Origin of the sequence: Streptomyces sp. NPDC090021 (assembly GCF_044748225.1) — a bacterium.
Classification (GTDB): Bacteria; Actinomycetota; Actinomycetes; order Streptomycetales; family Streptomycetaceae; genus Streptomyces.
In genome coordinates this window covers 52,940-74,397 of the sequence record NZ_JBIVFO010000034.1, presented here as the reverse complement: position 1 = coordinate 74,397, position 21,458 = coordinate 52,940, and the positions used below count along the sequence as shown (strand labels likewise).

General features: G+C 72.1%; 20 protein-coding genes and 2 pseudogenes. 13 read left to right on the top strand and 9 right to left on the bottom strand.

Features of this window, described 5'->3' with window-relative positions:
- Positions 1-121 precede the first annotated feature (121 nt).
- From ACIPXC_RS25590 to ACIPXC_RS25580, 3 genes and pseudogenes are all read right to left on the bottom strand, one after another.
- Positions 122-1,033, bottom strand: a complete 912-nt coding sequence (locus ACIPXC_RS25590; protein WP_401622635.1) for an N-acetylneuraminate synthase family protein — start codon at positions 1,031-1,033, stop codon at positions 122-124.
- A 390-nt stretch (positions 1,034-1,423) separates the two neighbouring features.
- Positions 1,424-1,792: pseudogene (locus ACIPXC_RS25585) on the bottom strand (cytidylyltransferase domain-containing protein); the annotation flags it as partial.
- Complete coding sequence (locus ACIPXC_RS25580; RefSeq protein WP_401622586.1) at positions 1,789-3,300, bottom strand: DUF6716 putative glycosyltransferase; 1,512 nt, start codon at positions 3,298-3,300, stop codon at positions 1,789-1,791. The gene ACIPXC_RS25580 and the pseudogene ACIPXC_RS25585, both read right to left, overlap by 4 nt.
- Before the next feature lie 176 nt (positions 3,301-3,476).
- Here ACIPXC_RS25580 and ACIPXC_RS25575 point away from each other — a divergent pair, with 176 nt between their 5' ends.
- Positions 3,477-4,457 carry a glycosyltransferase family 2 protein gene (locus ACIPXC_RS25575; protein WP_401622583.1) on the top strand — a complete coding sequence of 327 codons (981 nt, stop codon included), beginning with the start codon at positions 3,477-3,479 and terminating at the stop codon, positions 4,455-4,457.
- The gene (locus ACIPXC_RS25570) at positions 4,457-5,791 is read left to right on the top strand and encodes a polysialyltransferase family glycosyltransferase (protein WP_401622580.1); all 1,335 of its coding nucleotides are present in this window, start codon (positions 4,457-4,459) and stop codon (positions 5,789-5,791) included. Before ACIPXC_RS25575 ends, ACIPXC_RS25570 begins: the two co-directional genes overlap by 1 nt.
- A gap of 21 nt (positions 5,792-5,812) precedes the next feature.
- Here ACIPXC_RS25570 and leuE read toward each other — a convergent pair whose 3' ends face one another.
- Both leuE and ACIPXC_RS25560 read right to left on the bottom strand, forming a co-directional pair.
- Entirely contained in the window at positions 5,813-6,463 is a 651-nt protein-coding gene (gene leuE, locus ACIPXC_RS25565) for a leucine efflux protein LeuE (protein WP_401622577.1), read from the bottom strand.
- Positions 6,464-6,508: 45 nt separating this feature from the next.
- A pseudogene (locus ACIPXC_RS25560) lies at positions 6,509-8,088 on the bottom strand (methylmalonyl-CoA mutase).
- 179 nt (positions 8,089-8,267) lie between these two features.
- Between ACIPXC_RS25560 and ACIPXC_RS25555 the strand changes: the two are divergent.
- On the top strand, positions 8,268-9,146 hold the full coding sequence (locus ACIPXC_RS25555) for a peptidoglycan-binding protein (protein ID WP_401622574.1): 879 nt from the start codon (positions 8,268-8,270) through the stop codon (positions 9,144-9,146).
- Positions 9,147-9,475: 329 nt separating this feature from the next.
- On the opposite strand, the gene ACIPXC_RS25550 is transcribed toward ACIPXC_RS25555, so the two are convergent.
- Together ACIPXC_RS25550 and ACIPXC_RS25545 are read right to left on the bottom strand one after the other, a co-directional pair.
- Positions 9,476-10,489 (bottom strand): hypothetical protein, encoded by a 1,014-nt coding sequence (locus tag ACIPXC_RS25550; protein ID WP_401622571.1) that lies wholly within the window; start codon positions 10,487-10,489, stop codon positions 9,476-9,478.
- The gene (locus ACIPXC_RS25545) at positions 10,489-11,241 is read right to left on the bottom strand and encodes an RNA polymerase sigma factor (RefSeq protein ID WP_401622632.1); all 753 of its coding nucleotides are present in this window, start codon (positions 11,239-11,241) and stop codon (positions 10,489-10,491) included. The genes ACIPXC_RS25550 and ACIPXC_RS25545 overlap by 1 nt, the downstream gene beginning before the upstream one ends.
- Before the next feature lie 201 nt (positions 11,242-11,442).
- On the opposite strand from ACIPXC_RS25545, the gene ACIPXC_RS25540 reads away from it, so the two are divergent.
- From ACIPXC_RS25540 to ACIPXC_RS25500, 9 genes are all read left to right on the top strand, one after another.
- Entirely contained in the window at positions 11,443-12,183 is a 741-nt protein-coding gene (locus tag ACIPXC_RS25540; RefSeq protein WP_401622568.1) for a 2-oxo-4-hydroxy-4-carboxy-5-ureidoimidazoline decarboxylase, read from the top strand.
- A gap of 152 nt (positions 12,184-12,335) precedes the next feature.
- Entirely contained in the window at positions 12,336-12,716 is a 381-nt protein-coding gene (gene sdhC / locus ACIPXC_RS25535; RefSeq protein WP_075970878.1) for a succinate dehydrogenase, cytochrome b556 subunit, read from the top strand.
- Between the two features lie 5 nt (positions 12,717-12,721).
- Positions 12,722-13,204, top strand: coding sequence for a succinate dehydrogenase hydrophobic membrane anchor subunit (locus ACIPXC_RS25530; RefSeq protein WP_401622564.1), 483 nt, complete (start codon positions 12,722-12,724; stop codon positions 13,202-13,204).
- 23 nt (positions 13,205-13,227) lie between these two features.
- Entirely contained in the window at positions 13,228-14,982 is a 1,755-nt protein-coding gene (gene sdhA, locus ACIPXC_RS25525) for a succinate dehydrogenase flavoprotein subunit (RefSeq protein WP_046779166.1), read from the top strand.
- Positions 14,982-15,740 (top strand): succinate dehydrogenase iron-sulfur subunit, encoded by a 759-nt coding sequence (locus tag ACIPXC_RS25520; RefSeq protein ID WP_401622560.1) that lies wholly within the window; start codon positions 14,982-14,984, stop codon positions 15,738-15,740. The genes sdhA and ACIPXC_RS25520 overlap by 1 nt, the downstream gene beginning before the upstream one ends.
- A 290-nt stretch (positions 15,741-16,030) precedes the next feature.
- Positions 16,031-16,579 (top strand): hypothetical protein, encoded by a 549-nt coding sequence (locus ACIPXC_RS25515; RefSeq protein ID WP_401622557.1) that lies wholly within the window; start codon positions 16,031-16,033, stop codon positions 16,577-16,579.
- Positions 16,580-16,739: 160 nt separating this feature from the next.
- Positions 16,740-17,144: a hypothetical protein gene (locus tag ACIPXC_RS25510; RefSeq protein ID WP_401622554.1), complete on the top strand. Its 405-nt coding sequence runs from the start codon at positions 16,740-16,742 to the stop codon at positions 17,142-17,144.
- Positions 17,145-17,147: 3 nt separating this feature from the next.
- On the top strand, positions 17,148-17,573 hold the full coding sequence (locus ACIPXC_RS25505) for a thiol-disulfide oxidoreductase DCC family protein (RefSeq protein WP_401622551.1): 426 nt from the start codon (positions 17,148-17,150) through the stop codon (positions 17,571-17,573).
- 11 nt (positions 17,574-17,584) lie between these two features.
- Positions 17,585-18,304 (top strand): TetR/AcrR family transcriptional regulator, encoded by a 720-nt coding sequence (locus tag ACIPXC_RS25500; protein ID WP_401622548.1) that lies wholly within the window; start codon positions 17,585-17,587, stop codon positions 18,302-18,304.
- Between the two features lie 146 nt (positions 18,305-18,450).
- Here ACIPXC_RS25500 and ACIPXC_RS25495 read toward each other — a convergent pair whose 3' ends face one another.
- Positions 18,451-19,785, bottom strand: a complete 1,335-nt coding sequence (locus tag ACIPXC_RS25495; RefSeq protein WP_401622545.1) for a metallophosphoesterase — start codon at positions 19,783-19,785, stop codon at positions 18,451-18,453.
- On the bottom strand, positions 19,782-20,051 hold the full coding sequence (locus tag ACIPXC_RS25490) for an SCO4848 family membrane protein (protein ID WP_401622542.1): 270 nt from the start codon (positions 20,049-20,051) through the stop codon (positions 19,782-19,784). Before ACIPXC_RS25490 ends, ACIPXC_RS25495 begins: the two co-directional genes overlap by 4 nt.
- A 178-nt stretch (positions 20,052-20,229) precedes the next feature.
- Between ACIPXC_RS25490 and ACIPXC_RS25485 the strand changes: the two genes are divergently transcribed.
- Positions 20,230-21,423: a D-alanyl-D-alanine carboxypeptidase family protein gene (locus ACIPXC_RS25485; protein WP_401622629.1), complete on the top strand. Its 1,194-nt coding sequence runs from the start codon at positions 20,230-20,232 to the stop codon at positions 21,421-21,423.
- Positions 21,424-21,458 lie beyond the last annotated feature (35 nt).

Genomic DNA, 21,458 nt, shown 5'->3' with positions numbered 1-21,458 from the left:
CGGTGCGGTGCATCGCAAGGCGGAGGGCCGCGGCTCGTACCGGACGTACTTCCGTGGTCCGACAACGCGGCGAGGTGCCGTACCGGACGTCGTGAGGCGGTGAACCGTTCCGGTCACAGCACTAGACGGCTGCCAGCTCGCCGCGGACGCGGCGCAGCTTCTTCATGGGGCCGAGCTCGGACTCGTAGACCCGCTTGATCCCGTCGCCGAGGGCGGTCTCGATGGTGCGGATGTCGCGGACCAGTCGGGCCAGGCCGCCGGGCTCGACGGAGGCGGCCTGGTCGGAGCCCCACATCGCGCGGTCGAGGGTGATGTGGCGCTCGACGAAGGTGGCGCCGAGGGCGACAGCGGCGAGGGTGGTCTGCAGGCCCGTCTCGTGCCCGGAGTAGCCGATCGGGACGTTGGGGTACTCGTCGCGCAGGGTGTCGATGACCCGCAGGTTGAGCTCCTCGGCCTTGGCCGGGTACGTCGAAGTGGCGTGGCAGAGAAGGATGTTGGCGCTCCCGAGGACCTCGACCGCGTGGCGGATCTGCTGCGGGGTGGACATGCCGGTGGACAGGACGACGGTGCGCCCGGTGGCGCGCACGGCGCGCAGCAGTTCGTCGTCCGTGAGGGAGGCGGAGGCCACCTTGTGGGCGGGGACGTCGAACTTCTCCAGGAAGGCGACGGCCTCGGTGTCCCACGGGGAGGCGAACCAGTCGATGCCGCGCTTGGCGCAGTGCTCGTCGATGGCGCGGTACTCGTCCTCGCCGAACTCGACCCGGTGGCGGTAGTCGATGTAGGTCATCCGGCCCCAGGGGGTGTCGCGTTCGATGTCCCACTGGTCGCGCGGGGTGCAGATCTCCGGGGTGCGCTTCTGGAACTTCACGGCGTCGCATCCGGCCTCGGCGGCGGCGTCGATGAGGGCGAAGGCGTTGCCGAGGTCGCCGTTGTGGTTGATGCCGATCTCGCCGACGACGTAGACGGGGTGGCCGGGGCCGGCGGTGCGGGCTCCGAAGGGACGCAGGCGCGGGTCGGGGAGGGAGGTCGTCATGGCAGGGGGCGTCCTTCGGTGCGGGGGTGTACGGGGGGCGGGGGGTGTGGGCTGCGGGTCGGCGGGGACGACGGGGCGCGGGTCGAGCAGCGGGGCGAGGAGCCGGGCGCGGGCCAGGTCGTGCGGGTCGTCGATCTCCAGGACCCGGGCGGGGTCGGTGGGGACGGGCACGGTGCGGCCGAAGAAGCGGTGGCGGGCGGTGCGGAAGCCGGCGGCGTCCATGGCGTAGGCGGCGCCGGTCTCCAGCAGGTCCTGCGGCCGGTCCTGGCGGCGGGGCCGGTGGGCGGGGTCGTGGTTGACGCCGGTCCCGGAGCCGTCGGGGTCGTCCCGCCAGAGGAAGCCGTGGAAGGGGGCCACGGTCAGGGCCGAGTCGGCCGCCCCGGAGGCGACGGCCACGGCGACCGACTCGACGTCGGAGGTCGCGAGGAAGGGGCTGGTGCACTGGACGAGGAGGACGACGTCCACGGTGAGCGAGTGCAGTTCCTCGAAGGCCGACAGCGCGTGCAGGACGGCGGCCTCGCTGCTCGCGGTGTCGCCGGAGATCGCGGTGGGGCGGGCGATCACGTCTGCGCCCGCGGCGCGGGCGGCCTCGGCGATGGCCTCGGAGTCGGTGGAGACCACCACGTCGGTGACGGTCGGCGCGGCCCGGCAGGCCAGGACGGCGCGGGCGACGAGCGGGGTGCCGGCGACCTCGGCGAGGTTCTTGCCGGGGACCCCCTTGGAGCCGCCGCGGGCGGGGACGACGGCGAGGACCCTCACAGCTCCCCCAGCCTGCGGATGACCGGGGCGACGCGCTGCACCCCGTGGCGGTACACCCCGCGGGCGGCCTCGCGCAGGTGGGTGCGGAGCCGGCGGCGCAGCCGGGACTCCCCCGCCTCCGGCCGGGCGGCGCCGGGCTGCGGGGTGCCGTCGGGTGCGAGGCGGTGCCGGGCGAGGATGCCGGGCAGGTATCCGGGGGCGGTGGTGAGCGTGTAGTAGGGCGCGGGCGCGGGCAGTCGGGCCGCGGCCAGCAGCCCGGCGACCTTGGCGCGGGCGAGGGCGTAGGGGTCGTGGACGTCGTGGACGGACGCGCCGTGGGCTGCGACGTCCTCGCCCGCGGTGGGCGCTGTGGGGGCCGGCACGGCGGACGCGGGCGCTGCGGAAGCCGACGTGGGCGCGGGCGGTGCGGCCGTCTCGTCGGCGGCGGACCCGTGGGAGGCGGCGGGCTCGGGGCTCGGTGCGCCGGCCGCCCGGGCGGCCCGGGCGTCGGCGCCCTTCGCGTCCGCCGGGCGGACGCCCTGGGCCGCGAGCCAGACCGGGTCACCTTCCGGGAGGAGCCCCGCGTCGAGCTGGTCCCACGAGGCCAGGCAGCCGGAGCCCAGGAAGTGGTGGTTCCCGAGGGCCTCGCGGATGCCGAGGTCGGTGAGGACGGCCGTCGGGATGGAACGGTGCAGGGATTCCAGCGCGGCCGTGGAGGAGACGGTGACCAGCAGGTCGGCGCCGTCCAGCACCTCGCCCATGTTCCCGTACACCAGGCGGCAGTTGGCGGGCAGCCCGCCGCGGACGCGCTCGGCGAGCCGCTGGTAGGGCTGCTCCTCCAGGTGCGTGGTGTGTTCCCCGGGCTTGCTGCGCAGCTTGATCAGCACCTCCCGGTCGGGGTGCTTGCGGGCGTGGCCGACGGCCCTTTCCAGCAGGTATGCGCGGTCGGCGCGGCTGTCGGGCACGGAGGGCTGCACGGCGAAGACCACCGTGTGGGCCCGGCTTCCGGCCGGCTCGTACGGCGCCCCGCCCAGGAAGGGCAGCGCGGTCTCGGTGACGGCCCCGGCGTCGGCACCGACCCCCTCGTACACGGCGCGGAAGCGTTCCGCGTCGTGGCGGGAGTTGGCGAGGACGAGGTCGGCGCCGTGCCGCAGCAGCAGCCCGTCGGCGAGCTTCTCGTACACGACCCCGACGTATCCGGTGACGAGTACGGGGCGCCGGGCGGGGGCGGGCCACAGGGCGCGGGCCCCGTGCAGGACGGCCTGGACGGCACCGCCGACGAGCGCGAGGACGACCACGTCGTAGCGCTCGCGTTCGATCTCGGCGAGGAACTCGGCGCAGGTCACCTCGGCCGGCCGGTCGGCCCGCACGCCCACCTCGCCGAGCTGGCGCGCGGTGGGCGTGGCGCGGCCGCGCAGCAGGTATCCGGTGAGCTGGTGGTCGGGCACGAGACGGCGGGCGGTGGTGGCGCCCCATTTCCATCTCGTGTCGGAATCGGCGAGTACGGCGACGCGTTTGCGTTCTGGCACGCGGCAGAAGCTATTCCGCGTTTTCGGTGATCGGCCCAACGAACGCACAACAGCGGGTTAACAAAGCGTCGACTGCATGCGAAAGCGCACGGGTTAACCCGCCCGCCCCGCGCCGTTCACGTGAAATCCGCATCCGGGCCACGGTGAATGCCGGGCGGCGTCCTAAGGTCTCGCGGGTGCCCAAGCTCTCTGTTGTCGTGCCGTTCTACAACGTCCGGACCTACGCGCCGGACGCCCTGCGGAGTCTCGAACTGAACGCCCGGGAGGACTTCGAGTTCCTGCTCGTCGACGACTGCTCGACGGACGGGACGCCGGACCTGCTGGAACGGGCGGCGGGCGAGCTGCCCGGGGCGGTGCACCTCAGACGCGCGAGCAACGGCGGGCTGGCCACCGCGCGCAACACCGGGCTGGACGCGGCCCGCGGCGAGTACCTCGCCTTCCTGGACGGGGACGACTGGCTGGCCCCCGGCCACCTGGCCCGGATGCTGGCCGCCATGGAGGCGCTGGGCTGCGATTTCATCCGCACCGACCATGTGCGCTGCACGGGCCGGTCGCGGAGCGTGCAGCGCGTCCCCTTCGGTCCGCAGTCCGTCGTCTCCGATCCGCGCGGCGCGATCCTGCCCGCCGACCGGGCGACCTCGGTGGACTACCCGTACGCCTGGGCCGGGATGTACCACCGGCGGCTGCTCGACCGGGGCCTGCTGCACTTCACCGACGGGCTGCGCACGGCGGAGGACCGGCCGTGGATCTGGCGGCTGCACCGGGAGGCCGGTTCCTTCGCGGCGGTCGGGCTGCCGGGCGTCTTCTACCGGCGCGGTGTTTCCACGTCGTTGACGCAGATCAGGGACGAACGGCAGCTCGATTTCATCCGGGCATTCGACCAGGTTCTCGCCGGGGTCGCCACCGATCCGGAATCGGAACTGCTCATGCCGAAATCCGTACGAACGTACTGCGCAATTATCGCGCACCATTTCGGATCCATCGAAAGGTACGAACCGGCCGTGGCCAAGAAACTCCGCCTCATGAGCGCGGCCGCGCTCGGCCGCATGCCCCAGGACGTCCTCGACAGGGTCCTGGACTCGATGGACGCCGAGCGCTCCGCGCTCCTGCGCCGCCTGCGCGGCGGCCGCCGCGCCCTTTCGGGGGCGACCGCCTGATGCTCACGCAGATCTTCCTGGCCTCCACCCTCTACGGAGCGGCCACGCTCGCGGCGGGCGTCGACGCGGGCTGCTTCCCGGCCGCGGGCCGCCGGATCCTGCTGACCAGCAACCACGCCGTCACCGCCGAGGTGGCCCCGGGCCTGGCCGACGCGCCGGGCTTCGGCGCCCTGCGCACCCGCTTCGACGAGGTGCTCGACTGGAACGCCGTGATCGAGCCGCAGCACCCGAGCACCTGGGCGCCGCGCGCCGAGGACGTGCCGATCTGGGAGCGGCACCTGCGGGCGCTGTGGGGCCTCGGCGAGGACCGGGTCGAACTGGTCGTGGAGTCCCTCCAGGTACCGCCGGCCCAGTCCCTGTGCCGGCTCTTCCCGGGTGCGGCGGTCGACGTCTACGCCGACGGGCTGATGAGCTACGGCCCCACCCGCTTCCGCCTCGACCCGCAGCTCGGGATGCGGGTGCGCCGGGTGCTCCACCTGGACCTGGTACCCGGCCTGCGGCCGCTGCTGCTGACGGAGTTCGGGGCGCGCCGGGAGCTGGTCCCCGCGGAGGCCTTCCTGAAGGTCCTCGCGGAGCTGCCCCCGCACGGTCCGGACCTGGAGGGCGTCGGGGAGTCCCCGGTCCTGCTGCTGGGCCAGTACCTGTCGGCGCTCGACCTGATGACCCCGGACGAGGAGGAGGAGCTGCACGCCTCGATGGTCCGGGGCGCCTTCGCGCTCGGCCACCGGGAGCTGGTCTTCAAGCCCCACCCCGGCGCGCCGGCCGAGTACGCCCGCCGGGCCGTGGCGGAGGCCGACCGGCTCGGCGCCCGGCTCACCGTGACGAGCAGCCCGGTCCTGGCCGAGACCCTCTACCGGCGCTTGCGTCCGGCGCTGGTCGTCGGCTGCTTCTCCACGGGCCTGCTGACCGCCGCCGCGCTGTACGGGCTGCCCGTCGCGCGCACCGGCACCGGGGCCGTGCTGGCCCGCCTGGACCCGTACCCGAACAGCAACCGGGTGCCACTGGTGCTGGTGGACTCGCTGCTGCCGGACCTGGCGGACCCGGAGGCGGTCCGCGCCTGGACGCCCGCGTCGCTGGAGCGGGCCGGGGCGGATCGTGCCGGGCTCCTGACCGCCGTCGGGTTCACCATGCAGCCGCAGATCCTGGCGGCGCGGCGGGACGCGGCCGAGGCGTACCTGGCCGCGCACCTGACCCCCGGCACCTGGCGGTACTTCACGCGGCGCCGGCTGACCGCGCTGGGGCTGCCCGGCGGCATCCCCGCCCAGCTGTCGTTCCTGCCGCGCAGCCGGACTGTGCGGCGCGTGGCCCGGACCCTGCGCCGGGTCCTCACCTGAGGTGTTCCGGGCCGGGCGGGGTCAGCTGACCGCGAGCTTGGCCGCGAAGCCGAGGAACAGCACGCCCGCCGCCGAGGTCGCCCCGGCCGACAGCCGCCTGCGGCGGCGGAAGGCCTCCGAGAGCCGGGTGCCGCCGAATATCAGCAGCGTCAGGTAGAGGAAGCTGCCGGTCTGCAGCAGTCCGCCCAGGACGAGGAACGACAGCGCCGGGTAGGCGTAGGACGGGTCCACGAACTGCACGAAGAAGGACATCAGGAAGAGGATGGCCTTCGGGTTGAGGAGGCTGATCAGCAGGGCGCGCCGGTAGGGCCGTTCGTTCTCCGCGGGGTCGGCGGGGGCATCGGCCCGCGCCTCGTCCCGGTCCCGGCGGGTGCGCCACAGCGCCCAGGCGCCCCGCATCATCCCGACGGCGAGCCAGGCCAGGTACCCGGCGCCGAGGAACTTCACCACGGTGAACACCAGCGGGCTCGCCCGGAGCAGGGCCCCGGCGCCCAGGGCGGTCAGTGCCATCAGCACGGCGTCGCCGGTGAACACCCCGGCGGCGGCCTTGTAGCCCGTGCGCACACCGCGGCGGGCGGCGACGGACAGCACGTAGAGCGAGTTCGGTCCCGGCAGGAGAATGATCAGGACGAGGCCGGCGAGGTACGTCGGCAGATCGATGACACCCAGCATGTGCAGGAGTGTCCCATGGGGACACACCTGACAGTCCACTGTGTTTCACCATGTGGAACCGGTGGGCTCGTACGTCCCCCACACCTCCCGCAGCGCCCCGCACACCTCCCCCACCGTGGCCCGCGCGCGCAGCGCCTCCTTCATCGGGTACAGCACGTTCGCCGTTCCCGCCGCCGCCTCCCGCAGCGCCCCGAGCGCCGCCGCCACCGCCGCCCCGTCGCGCTCCGCCCGCAGCCGTGCCAGCGCCGCGCACTGCCGCTCCTCGATCGCCGGGTCCACGCGCAGCGGCTCGTACGGTTCCTCGCGCTCCAGCGCGAAGCGGTTGACCCCGACCACCACCCGCTCGCCGCTGTCGGTCTCCCGCGCGATGCGGTAGGCGTTCCGCTCGATCTCCGCCTTCTGGAAGCCGGCCTCGATCGCGGCCACCGCTCCGCCCTGCTCCTCGACGCGCCGCATCAGGCCGAGGGCCGCCGCCTCCAGTTCGTCCGTCATCCGCTCCACGGCGTACGACCCGGCGAAGGGGTCCACGGTGTGCGGTACGTCCGTCTCGTGCGCGAGGACCTGCTGGGTGCGCAGCGCGAGGCGGGCCGACTTCTCCGTCGGGAGCGCGATCGCCTCGTCGAAGGAGTTGGTGTGCAGCGACTGGGTGCCGCCCAGTACCGCGGCCAGCGCCTGCACGGCGACGCGTACGAGGTTCAGCTCGGGCTGCTGCGCGGTGAGCTGGACGCCGGCGGTCTGGGTGTGGAAGCGCAGCATCATCGACTTGGGGTCCCGCGCGCCGAACTCCTCCCGCATGACGCGGGCCCAGATCCGCCGGGCGGCGCGGAACTTCGCGACCTCCTCCAGCAGGGTGGTGCGGGCGACGAAGAAGAAGGAGAGCCGCGGCGCGAACTCGTCGACGGCCATGCCCGCCGCGAGGGCGGTACGGACGTAGGCGATGCCGTCGGCGAGGGTGAAGGCCACCTCCTGCGCGGGCGAGGCGCCGGCTTCGGCCATGTGGTAGCCGGAGATGGAGATGGTGTTCCACCGGGGGATCTCCTCCCGGCAGTAGCGGAAGGTGTCGGCGGTCAGCCGCAGCGAGGGTCCGGGCGGGAAGATGTACGTCCCCCGGGCGATGTACTCCTTCAGGACGTCGTTCTGGATCGTCCCCGTCAGCCGCGCGCCCGCAATGCCCTGTTCCTCCGCGACCAGCTGATAGAGCAGCAGCAGGAGGGCGGCGGGCGCGTTGATCGTCATCGAGGTGGAGACGCGGTCGAGGGGGATGCCGTCGAACAGGGTCCGCATGTCGTCGAGCGAGTCGACGGCCACCCGACCTTGCCGACCTCGCCGTGGGCGAGGGGCGCGTCGGAGTCGTGGCCCATCTGGGTGGGCAGGTCGAAGGCGACGGACAGCCCGGTGCCGCCGCCCGCGATGAGCTGCCGGTAGCGGGCGTTGGACTCGGTGGCCGTGCCGAAGCCGGCGTACTGCCGCATGGTCCAGGGCCGACCGGTGTACATGTTCGGATAAATCCCACGGGTGTAGGGGAAGTCCCCTGGTGCACCCAATTGGACCTCGGGGTCCCATTCCGTCAGATCGCCCGGTCCGTAGACCGGTTCGACCGGGAATCCGCTCTCGGTACTGGCCATGTGACGAAGTCCTCCGTAGAGCAACCGTGCCCGGGGCTGATACAACCTTGCCCGCGCGTCGCTTCCCAAGGCCGTGGACGGTTGCCGGTCACAATGGCGCAACATCCCGGAACCCTGTGCAACTCTCCACGCGCGCCAGGCATCACCTAGATACACGACGTAGAAACCGGGGGACTGCAATGCAGCGCCAGAGAGTCATAATCCGCACGATCGGGGTGGCCACCGCCGTCGCGCTCGCCGCGACCGCCTGCGGTCCGCAGAAGACGGAGTCCGCCGGCTCCTCCTCCGTGGCACCGTCCTCGCCCACGGCGGGCGCCACCCCCGAAGCCTCCCCGTCCGCCGACAACAAGCCCGGCGAGCCCTCGGCGTCCGCCTCCGCCTCCGCGTCGGCCTCCGCCTCCCCGTCGGCCTCGCCCTCGCCCACGGTGAAGCAGATCATGGCCAACGGCGACGAGAGCGAGCAGGTCCGCGAGCTCCAGGCCCGCCTGAAGCAGCTCAAGCTGCTGACCGTCTCGCCGACCGGTTTCTACGGCTCGAAGACGACGGCCGCGGTGAAGTCCTTCCAGTCGAAGAACGGCCTGGCCGTGACCGGCGGGGTCGACGAAAAGACCTGGAAGAAGATCCAGAGCTCCAGCAAGAAGCCCACGGCCGACGAGCTGCGCCCGCCGACCACCATTGAGGTCGCCGCGCCGGACCCGCGCTGCATGACGGGCCGCGTCATGTGCATCAGCAAGGAGAGCCGCACCCTCGCCTGGATGATCGACGGCAAGGTCGTCTCGACGATGGACGTCCGCTTCGGCTCGGAGAACACCCCGACCCGCGAGGGCGTGTTCAACGTGGGCTGGAAGGCCAAGGACTGGACGTCGACGATCTACCACACGCCGATGCCCTACGCGATGTTCTTCAGCGGCGGCCAGGCCGTGCACTACTCCGCGGACTTCGCCGCCCGCGGCTACAACGGCGCCTCGCACGGCTGCGTGAACGTCCGTGACAAGGGCAAGCTGTCCAAGCTCTTCGACGACGTGCAGGTGGGCGACAAGGTCGTCGTCTACTGGTGACCCCGCGGAGGGTGACGCCGGGGGCCCGGATACCGGGGCCCCGGCCACGGAGCAGACCACAGAGCCGGCCGCGGGCCGGTGGAACGCATCAGGCCGTCCCTTTCCCGGCCCGCCGCACCGGCGGAGGGGGAAGGGGACGGCCTGTCCCGTTGAACGGGGTCGAAGCAAAGGGCGCGGGCAGGGCCGGGGGAACGTGCCCCGCCCGCGCCGGTTGCGCAGAGCCCAGGGGTACGGGGGGAACCCCGGCTCATGCGCGGCCGATGACCAGTCGGCTCGATTAGTACTGCGCCACGGGTTCGAAAAGTGTTACAGGCAGGTCAGCACATGTGTCAGCGGCCCGCGCGCAGGGGCGTGGATCTCTGCGGGCCCTCGGGCGACAGGGTCGGCGCCCGGAGCGTCCCGCCCAGCGGGGCGTCGCGTCGCGTGGTGCCGCCGGAGTCCGTGTCCAGCACCGAGGCGCAGTAGGCCGGGATCCGCAGGAGCCCGTCCGCCAGCCGTGAAAGCCGCTCGCGCCGGTCGTCGCTCAGCCGCCCCTTGCGGTACTCCTCGCAGAGGTCCACCTTGAGCCGGCTCTCCTGCTCGCGCTGCCGGTCCTTGCCCAGCTCGCCGGTCCCCAGCGTGTCCCTGCTGACCTCCCGGTCGCCCGGACCGCTCTGGTCGTCCCTGGGGCCCCGGCCCGAGCCGCCGGACGCCGAGGTGTCCGGGAAGGTGTCGGGGACCGTTCCGGTGCCGGGTACCGCCCGCCCGCCCACCGTCGGCGACGGCGGGGCAGGGGCGAAGCCCGGGTCAGAGCCCTCCGGCAGCGGGGTGGGCAGCAGTTTCGGGGCGACCGTCGGGGCATCGCCGCCGTCGTCCGGGACCGGGCTCTCCCCGGCGCTGACCGACATCGCCGGTCCGGGTCCCGCCGTGTCCTGCCGGGACCTGTCCAGCAGCCCCACGCCCGCCGCGGCGGCCAGACCGCCCGCGGCGACGCTCGCGAGGGCGGCGGCCAGGCCGAAGCTCACGGTCCTGGCACGCCGGCGGGTGGGCGCGGGCGCGGGCAGGACGGCGCCGAGGGCGACCAGGGGTTCGCCGGGGCCGCCGTCGGCCGCGGACGGCACGATGGTGCGGGGCGCGGCGCCGCGCGCCGCGCGGTAGGCCTCCACCGCCGTCTCCTCGCCGGGCAGTTCCCCACCCGTGGGTGCGGCCGCCATCGCGGCCAGGCCGTCCAGGGCGGCCCGCAGCCGGGCAGCCTGCGTCGCGGCACGCGGGTCGGCGGCGGGCCCCACAGGTTCCGTCGGTCCGCCGCGCAGGAATGCTTCCGCCGCGGCCTCGTCCAGCCACCTGTCGCGCTCGTCGGCCATCACATGTCCTTCTGCGTCCGCCAACGTGAATGCGTCACACCGGTTTTTTCTGCGTAACTGCCGCCCCTGCCACGCTGTGCGGGTACGGCGTCGAGATCCCTCCCGCCCCCGCCGTCCCACGCATGGCCACCGGCATTATGGCCGACCGCGGCGCCCGCCCCGGCCCCGGTGCCCCGGCCCGCCTCGAAGCCGCCGTCCGCGCCCTGCGCGGCGAGCAGTTCCGCCAACTTCTTCAGACCGCGGTGCGCGGCGGTGCGTACCGCGCCGGGCCGCTTGCCCAGGGTCTCGGCCGCGCTCTTGGCGTCCAGGCCGACCACGACCCGCAGGACGACGGCCTCGGCCTGGTCCTGGGGCAGCTGGGCTATGAGCGCCATCGTGCGCCCGGTGTCGAGGGACTCCATCGCCGCGCCGGCCGTGTCGCACTCGGCCGCCCAGCTGGTGAGCTCGGTGTCGTCGCCGCCGATGGCGGGGCGGCGGCCGCGCATGCGTACGTGGTCGAGTGCCCGGTTCCGGGCGATGCGAGCGGCCCAGCCGCGGAAGCGGTCGGCGTCGCCGGTGAAGGAGTCGAGGTCGCGGGCTATCTGCAACCAGGCCTCGGAGGTCACGTCCTCGGCATCGCCGTCCCCGACGAGCGTGCGTACGTACCCGAGCAGGCGTGGGTGCACGGCACGGTACACAGCACGGAACGCGTTCTCGTCGCCGTCCTGCGCCGCGAGCACAGCGGCGGTCAGCTCCGCGTCGTCCCCCAGCAAAGTCCCCAACCTGTCCCTGTACGTGTGGCGCAAATCAGCACGTTACGGCTTTCAAGCACCTCCCGTCCACGAGTGATACAACGCGCAACCAATCCTGCGCGGAGCGAGGTGTGACACAAAACGCACCCCCGGCGCTGACAGGGGTACGGGCTTGTCGCACGAGCCCGTGACGGATGGCGGCCGGGGCCTCTCCTGTGGGGGGTGGCGGCCTCGGTCGCCCTCCCCCTTTTCCGGGCGTCCCACCGTGCCCGCCCGGCGCGCCCACGTCATCCTTTCGGCTCACTTCCGGGTGAAATCCCCGCACGGGTACGACACACCCTGCCCTGCGTCGATAGCGTTGCGGCACACCCGCGCCACGCCCCTAGGAGCCCCCCGCTGTCCAGCCATCTTCCGGCACAGGCCCGCGGCTGCTCCGGCCCGTCCCACGGCCCCGGACTGACGCGGTTCAACACCCTGGCCCCCGAGGCCGCCCGGGCGGCCCTCCTGCACTGCTGCGGCAGCCGCCGCTGGGCGCACCGGGTGGCGGCGCACCGCCCCTACCCGGACGCGGGCGCCCTGCTCGCCGCCGCGGACGAGGCCTCGTACGACCTGTCGCAGACCGACCTGACCGAGGCGCTGGCGGTGGAGCGCTCGGCCGAGCTGGACCACGGGGCGCCGTACGCCGCGCTGCTGGCCCTCGAAGCAGCCCGTGCGGAGTACGAACGGAAGTTCGACCACGCCTTCGTGATCTGCCTGGACGCCCATCCGCCGGAGGAGCAGGCCGCCCAGCTCCTGGGGGCCATCCGGCGGCGGATGGGGCACGAGGCGGACGAGGAACGCTCGATCTCGGCGGACGAGCTACGGCGTGTCGCGCAGTCCCGACTGCTGGACCTGACGCGCCGGCTGACCTGCCCCGAGGGGGCATCCATGGCCGAAACCGGGCTATTCGCCCCTGTGGGATAGCCCGTACGTGCCTGTTTGATCACACAGCCGGACCCCGCGCGAGGGAACCGACAACTCGTCGCTACGATGTCCGGGGCCGGTGGACCGTACCCGGCCGGGCCCGACCGACAAAGAAGCCGGCTGGCCCCCGCCCCGCTTCCGGAGGGTTTTCCGTGCCGGCTGGAACGTTGTACCGCGGCCGGGAAGGAATGTGGTCCTGGGTGGCTCATCGAGTCACCGGCGTCCTCATCTTCTTCTTCCTGTTCGTACACGTCCTCGACACCGCTCTCGTCCGCGTCTCGCCCGAGGCGTACGACGATGTCGTGGCCACCTATAAGACTCCGATCGTCGCGCTGCTGGAGTACGGCCTCGTCGCCGCCATCCTGTTCCACGCGCTCAACGGTCTCCGTGTCATCGCCGTGGACTTCTGGTCCAAGGGCCCGCGCCACCAGAAGACGATGCTCTGGTGGGTCGTGGGCATCTGGGTCGTGCTGATGGTCGGGGCCCTGTACCCCGTGCTCGGCCACGCCTACCTCGAACTGTTCGGGAAGTGACGCGCATGTCCTCTGACACTTCTTCCGCCAAGGGCATCGGCGACGTGGAGGGCGTTTCCCTCTACGACGTCGACAACCCCGCGCCGTACATCGAGGCCCCGCGCAAGCGCACGGGCACGACGCCCCGCTCGACGCGCGGCAACTTCGAGATGGTCGCGTGGCTCTTCATGCGCCTCTCGGGCATCGTGCTCGTCGTCCTCGTCATCGGCCACCTGCTGATCCAGCTGGTGCTCGACGGCGGCGTCTCCAAGATCGGCTTCGCCTTCGTGGCCGGCCGCTGGGCGTCCCCGTTCTGGCAGGTCTGGGACCTGCTGATGCTGTGGCTGGCCATGCTGCACGGCGCCAACGGCCTGCGTACCGTCATCAACGACTACGCGGAGCGTGCCAACACGCGGCTGTGGCTGAAGGGCCTGCTCTACACCGCCACGGTGTTCACCATCCTTCTGGGCACGCTGGTGATCTTCACCTTCGACCCGAACATCCGCTAGGCAACGGGGCTGAGGCGAAACCAATGAAGATCCACAAGTACGACACCGTCATCGTCGGCGCAGGTGGCGCCGGCATGCGCGCCGCCATCGAGTCGACGAAGCGCAGCCGCACCGCGGTGCTGACGAAGCTCTACCCCACCCGCTCCCACACGGGCGCGGCGCAGGGCGGCATGGCCGCCGCGCTGGCGAACGTGGAGGAGGACAACTGGGAGTGGCACACCTTCGACACGGTCAAGGGCGGTGACTACCTGGTCGACCAGGACGCCGCCGAGATCCTGGCGAAGGAGGCCATCGACGCGGTCCTCGACCTGGAGAAGATGGGCCTGCCGTTCAACCGCACCCCGGACGGCACCATCGACCAGCGCCGCTTCGGCGGCCACTCCCGCAACCACGGTGAGGCCCCGGTCCGCCGGTCCTGCTACGCCGCGGACCGCACCGGTCACATGATCCTCCAGACGCTGTACCAGAACTGCGTCAAGGAGGGCGTGGAGTTCTTCAACGAGTTCTACGTCCTGGACCAGCTCCTGGTCGAGGAGGACGGCGTCAAGAAGTCGGCCGGTGTGGTCGCGTACGAGCTCGCCACCGGCGAGATCCACGTGTTCCAGGCCAAGGCCGTCATCTACGCCTCCGGCGGCACCGGCAAGTTCTTCAAGGTGACCTCCAACGCGCACACCCTCACCGGTGACGGCCAGGCGGCCTGCTACCGCCGCGGCCTGCCGCTGGAGGACATGGAGTTCTTCCAGTTCCACCCGACGGGCATCTGGCGCATGGGCATCCTGCTGACGGAGGGCGCCCGCGGTGAGGGCGGCATCCTGCGCAACAAGGACGGCGAGCGCTTCATGGAGAAGTACGCGCCGGTCATGAAGGACCTCGCGTCCCGTGACGTCGTCTCGCGCTCCATCTACACCGAGATCCGTGAGGGCCGCGGCTGCGGTCCGGCCGGTGACCACGTGTACCTGGACCTCACCCACCTGCCGCCGGAGCAGCTCGACGCGAAGCTCCCGGACATCACCGAGTTCGCGCGTACCTACCTGGGCATCGAGCCGTACACGGACCCGATCCCGATCCAGCCCACCGCGCACTACGCCATGGGCGGCATCCCGACCAACGTCGAGGGTGAGGTCCTCAGCGACAACACCACCGTCGTCCCGGGCCTGTACGCGGCCGGCGAGGTCGCCTGCGTGTCGGTGCACGGCGCGAACCGCCTGGGCACCAACTCGCTGCTCGACATCAACGTCTTCGGCAAGCGCTCCGGCATCGCCGCGGCCAGGTACTCGCAGGAGAACGACTTCGTCGAGCTCCCCGAGAACCCGGCGCAGCAGGTGTCGGACCTCGTCGAGCGCCTGCGCAACTCCACGGGCAAGGAGCGGGTCGCCGACCTGCGCCTGGAGCTCCAGGAGACGATGGACGCGAACGTGATGGTGTTCCGCACGGAGCAGACCATCAAGACCGCGGTCGAGAAGATCGCGGAGCTGCGCGAGCGCTACAAGAACGTGTCCGTCCAGGACAAGGGCAAGCGCTTCAACACGGACCTGCTGGAGGCCATCGAGCTGGGCAACCTGCTCGACCTGGCCGAGGTCATGGCCGTGTCCGCGCTCGCGCGCAAGGAGTCCCGCGGTGGTCACTACCGCGAGGACTACCCCAACCGCGACGACGTCAACTTCATGCGCCACACCATGGCGTACCGCGAGGTCGGAGCCGACGGCTCGGACTCGGTCCGGCTCGACTACAAGCCGGTCGTGACGACCCGCTACCAGCCGATGGAGCGTAAGTACTGATGGCTACCCCCACCCTGGACAAGATGGAAGAGGCGGCTGCGGCCTCCCCGTACATCACGGTCACCTTCCGGATCCGCCGCTTCAACCCCGAGGTCTCGGACGAGTCGCAGTGGCAGGACTTCCAGGTCGAGATCGACCCGAAGGAGCGCGTGCTCGACGGTCTCCACAAGATCAAGTGGGACCTGGACGGCACGCTCACCTTCCGCCGCTCGTGCGCGCACGGCATCTGCGGCTCGGACGCGATGCGGATCAACGGCAAGAACAGGCTCGCCTGCAAGACGCTGATCAAGGACATCAACCCCGAGAAGCCGATCACCGTCGAGGCCATCAAGGGCCTCACGGTGATGAAGGACCTCGTGGTCGACATGGAGCCCTTCTTCCAGGCGTACCGGGACGTCATGCCGTTCCTGGTCACCAAGGGCAACGAGCCGACGCGCGAGCGCCTGCAGTCCGCCGAGGACCGCGAGCGCTTCGACGACACCACCAAGTGCATCCTGTGCGCCGCGTGCACGTCCTCGTGCCCGGTGTTCTGGAACGACGGCCAGTACTTCGGCCCGGCGGCGATCGTCAACGCGCACCGCTTCATCTTCGACTCGCGCGACGAGGCCGGCGAGCAGCGGCTGGAGATCCTGAACGACAAGGACGGCGTGTGGCGCTGCCGCACGACCTTCAACTGCACCGACGCGTGCCCGCGCGGCATCGAGGTCACCAAGGCGATCCAGGAAGTCAAGCGTGCGCTGATCACGCGCCGCTTCTGACCTCCCGGTCCCTGCCCGTACGAGGGCCCCGTCCCCGGTTCACCCCGGGGGCGGGGCCCTCGTGCGTCACCGGCGGTCCAGCCGGCCCGGGGACCGGGCCGTCCCCGGGCCGGTGCCGGCGGACGCCCGGGGCCGTTGCGGCATGGGCGGACCCGATGCGCGCCAAGGTGGACGGCACCCTCGTGCGGGCGCACACCGAAAGGCCGCCGGCCGCCTCTCCCCCTGACCGGGGATCCCGGGGTGCGGGACCCGGGACACAGGGCGGGGGCGCCTGTGGAAGGATCGGCCGCATGAGCGAGCAGCAGCCGAACCCGTACGCGAGCGACCCCGCCGGTCAGGGCGGCCAGGGCGGCCCGCCCGGCCAGGGCGACTACAAGTGGGGCCCCGGCGAGGCCAGTTACGGGTACCCCCAGCCGTACCCGGCGGCCCCGGCCCACCAGCCGACCATCGGCGCGGGCATACCGTCGCCCGCCGGATACTCCGCGGCCCCGGTCGGCGGCGCCGGCTTCGCCCTCGGCGACATCACCGTCGCCGGCGACCAGATCATCACCCCGTCGGGCACCATGCCGCTGAGGGGCGCGATGTGGAACGCGACCGACTTCTCGCGCACCGAGGAGAAGATCCCGCCCCACGCGATCGTGCTGGCGATCGTCTTCTTCCTCTTCTGCCTGCTCGGCCTGCTCTTCCTCCTGATGAAGGAGCGGACCACCACCGGATACATCCAGGTCACGGTGACCAGCGGCGGCCGCCACCACTCCACGATGATCCCGGCGGTGGACGCGAACACCTTCCACTGGGTGATGTCGCAGCTGAGCCACGCGCGGGCGCTCAGCATGTGAGCCCCCCGGTACGACGTGTGCGGGCCCCGGCCGAACGGCCGGGGCCCGCACGCGTTTCCGGGGCGGCGAGCGCACGCGACCATTCGCTTGAACTTGTTCAAAAAAGGCTCTAGAGTCATCGACGTCAGAGCATTTGAACACGTTCAAAGGGGCTGGGGCAATGGACCTCACCGTGGTCACGTACGTCATCTACCTGCTCATCAGCATCGGCCTCACGGTCTGGGTGGCCCGCACGCTCAGCCGCAACGGCCGCGTCTTCATCGGGGACGTCCTCCACGGCAACGAGAAGCTCGCCGACGCGGTCAACCAGCTCCTCGTGGTCGGCTTCTACCTCGTCAACATCGGCTTCGTGACCCTCTTCCTCCGCTCGACCAGGGAGATCGACACCGCCCGCGCCCTCTTCGAGGCGCTCTCGGTCAAGCTCGGCGTCGTCCTGCTGGTCCTGGGCGTCATGCACCTCGGCAACGTGTGGGCGCTGAACAGGATGCGCCGCCGCGGCATCATGGAGCGCCAGACGACCCCGCCCGTCCCCCCGCAGGGGTGGACCGCGCCGCTCGGGGCCTGAGCCGTGGCACCCACCGGAGCCGTACGGCACCTGACCGTCCTCTACGACGCCGACTGCCCGCTCTGCGTGCACATCCGGCACTGGCTGCTGGCGCAGCCGCTGCTCCTGCCGGTCGCCCTGGTCCCCGCCGCGTCCTGGGAGGCGCGGCGGCGGTTCCCCCGGCTCGACCACGCCTCGACGCTCCGCGAGATCACCGTCGTGGGGGACTCCGGCCAGGTGTGGACCGGGACCGACGCCTTCATCGTCTGCCTGTGGGCCCTGGCCGAACACCGGCCGAAGGCGAACTGGCTGGCGACGCCGGCCGGCCGCCCGTTCGCCCGGGCCGCCATGTTCACGGCCTCCGCGTGGCGGCAGGCCGTGCGCACCGAAGGACCGTCCGAGACCGCCGAGGGACCGGCCTGTGACGACCAGTGCGCCGTCCCCCGATAGGCTCGTGCACCGTGACTGAACAGAAGGCTCCCAAGAGCGAGCAGACCCGCACGCTCATCCTCGAAACCGCGCTCCGCCTCTTCCAGGAGCGCGGCTTCGACAAGACGACCATGCGGGGCATCGCCAAGGAAGCCGGCGTCTCGGTCGGCAACGCCTACTACTACTTCGAGTCCAAGGAACACCTGGTCCAGGGCTTCTACGACCGGATCAGCGCCGCCCACCAGGCAGCGGTCCGGCCCATCCTGGACAACGAGACCGATCTGCAGAAGAGGCTCGCGGGCGTCCTGACGAGCTGGCTGGACATCGGCGCCCCGTACCACGAGTTCGCCTCGCAGTTCTTCAAGAACGCGGCGGACCCCGAGAGCCCTCTCAGCCCCTTCTCACCGGAGTCGGAACCGGCGCGCAAGGCCGCGATCGACATCCACCGCGAGGTGCTGGCGGGCGCGAAGACCAAGGTGCCGGCCGAACTGGCCGACGTACTGCCGGAGCTGATGTGGCTCTCGCAGATGGGCCTGGTCCTCTACTGGGTCTTCGACCGCTCCCCGGACAGCGAGAAGTCGCGCCGGCTCGCCGAGCGCGGCGCGCAGCTCACCACGCGGGGCATCGTGCTGGCCCGCTTCCGCGTGCTGCGGCCGCTGGTGCGCGAGGTCCACGAGCTGTTCGCGGACTTCCTGCCGGGCATGGCCCAGACGGCCGCGGGCCGGCGCAAGGCCTCCGACCCGCAGCAATGATCTTCCAGCGGACAGACCGCATCCCGTGAACCACCACCCCTCGTCCCGGAGACAGCGACCCACTGTCCGATGACCGGATATCCCATCACGGAATATCAGCCACCGGAAGATCGTTCTGCGGGGCGGCGGTTGGCGGCCGGGGCGGGTCAGGCCCGGTATGAGGCGAGTTCGACGACCGTGATGTCGGACGGTGCGCCCACCCGGACCGGCGGACCCCAGGCCCCCGCCCCGCGGGAGACGTAGAGCTGGGTGTCGCCGTAGCGCTCCAGCCCGGCGACGGTGGGGTTGGCGAGCTCGGCGAGGTACTCGCCCGGCCAGAGCTGGCCGCCGTGGGTGTGGCCGGAGAGCTGGAGGTCGACGCCGTGCTGGACGGCGTCGTGGATGACCACCGGCTGGTGGGCGAGGAGTACGGCGGCCCGCGTACGGTCGCGGTCACCGAGGGCGGCCCGGAAGTCGGGGCCGCTCCCCTCCCGCTCGCCCTGGACGTCGTTGACCCCGGCCAGGTCGAAGTGCGGCAGGGCGCGCCGGGCGTTCTCCAGCGGGGTCAGGCCGAGCTCGCGGACGTGCTCGACCCACTGCTCGGCGCCGGAGAAGTACTCGTGGTTGCCGGTGACGAAGAAGGAGCCGTGACGGGCGGTCAGCCCGCGCAGCGGCTCCGCGGCCGGTCCGAGGTCGGGGACGCTGCCGTCGACGAGGTCACCGACGATGGCGATGAGGTCGGGCTGGGTGCGGTTGACGGTGTCGACGATGCGCTGGGCGTGGGCGCGGCCGAGCACCGGGCCGAGGTGGACGTCGCTGACGACGGCGATCCGGAAGCCGTGCGCCGCGCGCGGCAGTTTCGCCAGGGGGACCTGGACCCGCCGCACGCTCGGCCCGCGCAGCACCCCGTACGTGCCGCCCGCGACGGTGCCGACGGCGACGGCGGCGGCCGCCCCGCCCACCGCGCGTGCGACGAAGGTGCGGCGGGTGAGGCCGCTTCCCGGCGCCGTGGCGGCCGGTTCCGCGGGCGGGCCGTCCGCGGCGAGCACCGCGCCGGGCTCCGTCTCCGCCCCCGCCTCGGTGTCGGCGGCAGCGGAGGGCGCCGCGGTGGCCGCGGCCGGGCCGGCCCCGGGGGCGGATTGCTCCGTGGGAGGTCCGGCTGTCGCCCCGGAGGGGGCGCGGTGGGCCAGACGGCGGAGCAACAGCGCGCGGATCGGTTCCGCGACCAGCATCGTCAGGGTCAGGTACAGGAGCACCGCGAGCCACAGGTACCCCGGCCAGGACACCGTCTGCTGCAGCCAGAAGGGGGCCCCGGCACGGCCCGCGGTCAGGGCGGCGACGGACAGGAGGGGCAGGGCGATGGTCAACGCGGTGCCGATGCGGCGGGGCAGCCCACCGGGGGCGGTGGTGTCACGGACCAGGCGGACCCACAGCCAGCGGTGCACCCCGACGAGCAGGGCGCAGACCGCCAGTGCGACCAGCGCGAAGAGCAGGACCGTCATACCGCACCGTCCTCGTCACCCGGGCGTGACGCACGTCGCAGGGCCAGGACCCCGCGCAACCCGATCACGCCGACCGCCGTCCCCAGGAGAAAGGACGTCACGGCGAGCGCCAGGTGTACCCAGAAGTAGGCAGTGGGGTCGCCCGCCGTGTCGAAGGCCAGGCCACTGCCGTTCTTCCACAGGTTCCGGACGAAAGACACCCAGATGAACCAGGTCCACACCCCGAAGGCGAGCAGGAACCAGGAGGCGGCACGGCTGAGTTTCATGCCCTCAGTATCTGTTTCGTCCCCGGGACGGACGCGCTGGGGTGGGCTGTCCCGGGGTTGGTTGCCACGAAATGGCCGGTCCGCGACGCCATACAGCTCATCGGGATGTACTTTCACCTGCGTGTCTGCCAAGACGACCGCTCTGACGGTCCTTACCGCCGCGTTGCTGGTGCCCACCATGCTGGGTGTGCCCGCGCACGCCGCGCCGACCCCGCCGGCCGACGGGAAGGGCGGGCCCGCCAAGGCGCCGGCGGCCCCCGCGCCGCCCGCGTCGATGTCCACGGTCGGCGGATCCCTGCTCGGCCAGCCGGGTACGCAGGTGAATCTGCTGCCGGGCGCGCCCGCCCTGCCGGCGAACCTCACCGGCCGGTCGTGGATCGTGGCGGACGCCGAGTCCGGCGAGGTCCTGGCGGCGTACAACGCGCACTGGCGGCTGCCGCCCGCCTCCACGATGAAGATGCTCTTCGCGGACACCCTGCTGCCGAGCCTGCCCAAGGAGCAGGTGCACAAGGTCACCGACGCGGACATGGACGGCGTGGGCCCGGGCAGCAGCCTGGTCGGGGTCAAGGAGGACCACGAGTACTCCGTCCACGACCTGTGGCTCGGGGTGTTCCTGCGGTCGGGGAACGACGCCGTGCACGTACTTTCGGCCATGAACGGCGGCGTCGAGAAGACCGTCAAGGACATGCAGGCGCACGCGGAGGAACTCCAGGCGCTGGACACCCACGTGGTGTCGCCCGACGGGTACGACGCCCCGGAGCAGGTGTCGAGCGCGTACGACCTCACGCTGATCGCCCGCTCCGGACTGCAGAAGCAGGACTTCCGCGAATACTGCGGCACGGCGAGCGCGAAGTTCCCCGGCCTGCAGGAGCCCGGGAAGCCGCGGGACTACTTCGAGATCCAGAACACCAACCGGCTGATGACGGGCGCGGGCGGGATCTCCCCGTACAAGGGCATCGCCGGGGTGAAGAACGGCACCACCAGCATGGCAGGCTCCACCTTCACCGGGGCGGCGCAGCAGGGCTCCCGGAAACTGCTGGTCACCGTGATGAACCCGGGCGCGGGCGGCGCGAACTCGGTCTACGAGGAGTCCGCCGCGCTCCTCGACTGGGGCTTCGCCGCGGCCGGGAAGGTCAAGCCGGTGGGTGAGCTGGTGCCGCCGAAGAGCGCGGACACCTCGCCGCACGGTTCGCCGGCCCAGTCGCACGAGAACAACCCGTCGGCGAACGGCATCGCCCCGGGCGGCGGCATGGGCACCGCCCTGGGCGTCGCGGGCGGTGCGCTCGCCGTGCTGGCGGTCGGCGCGTACGTGGTCAACCGCCGCTGGCCGCGCGGGCGGCGCAGCCGGGGCCGCGACGAGGAACTCGTCTAGTGCTGTGGCCGTGGGGGTCTGCCGGGGCGCGGCGC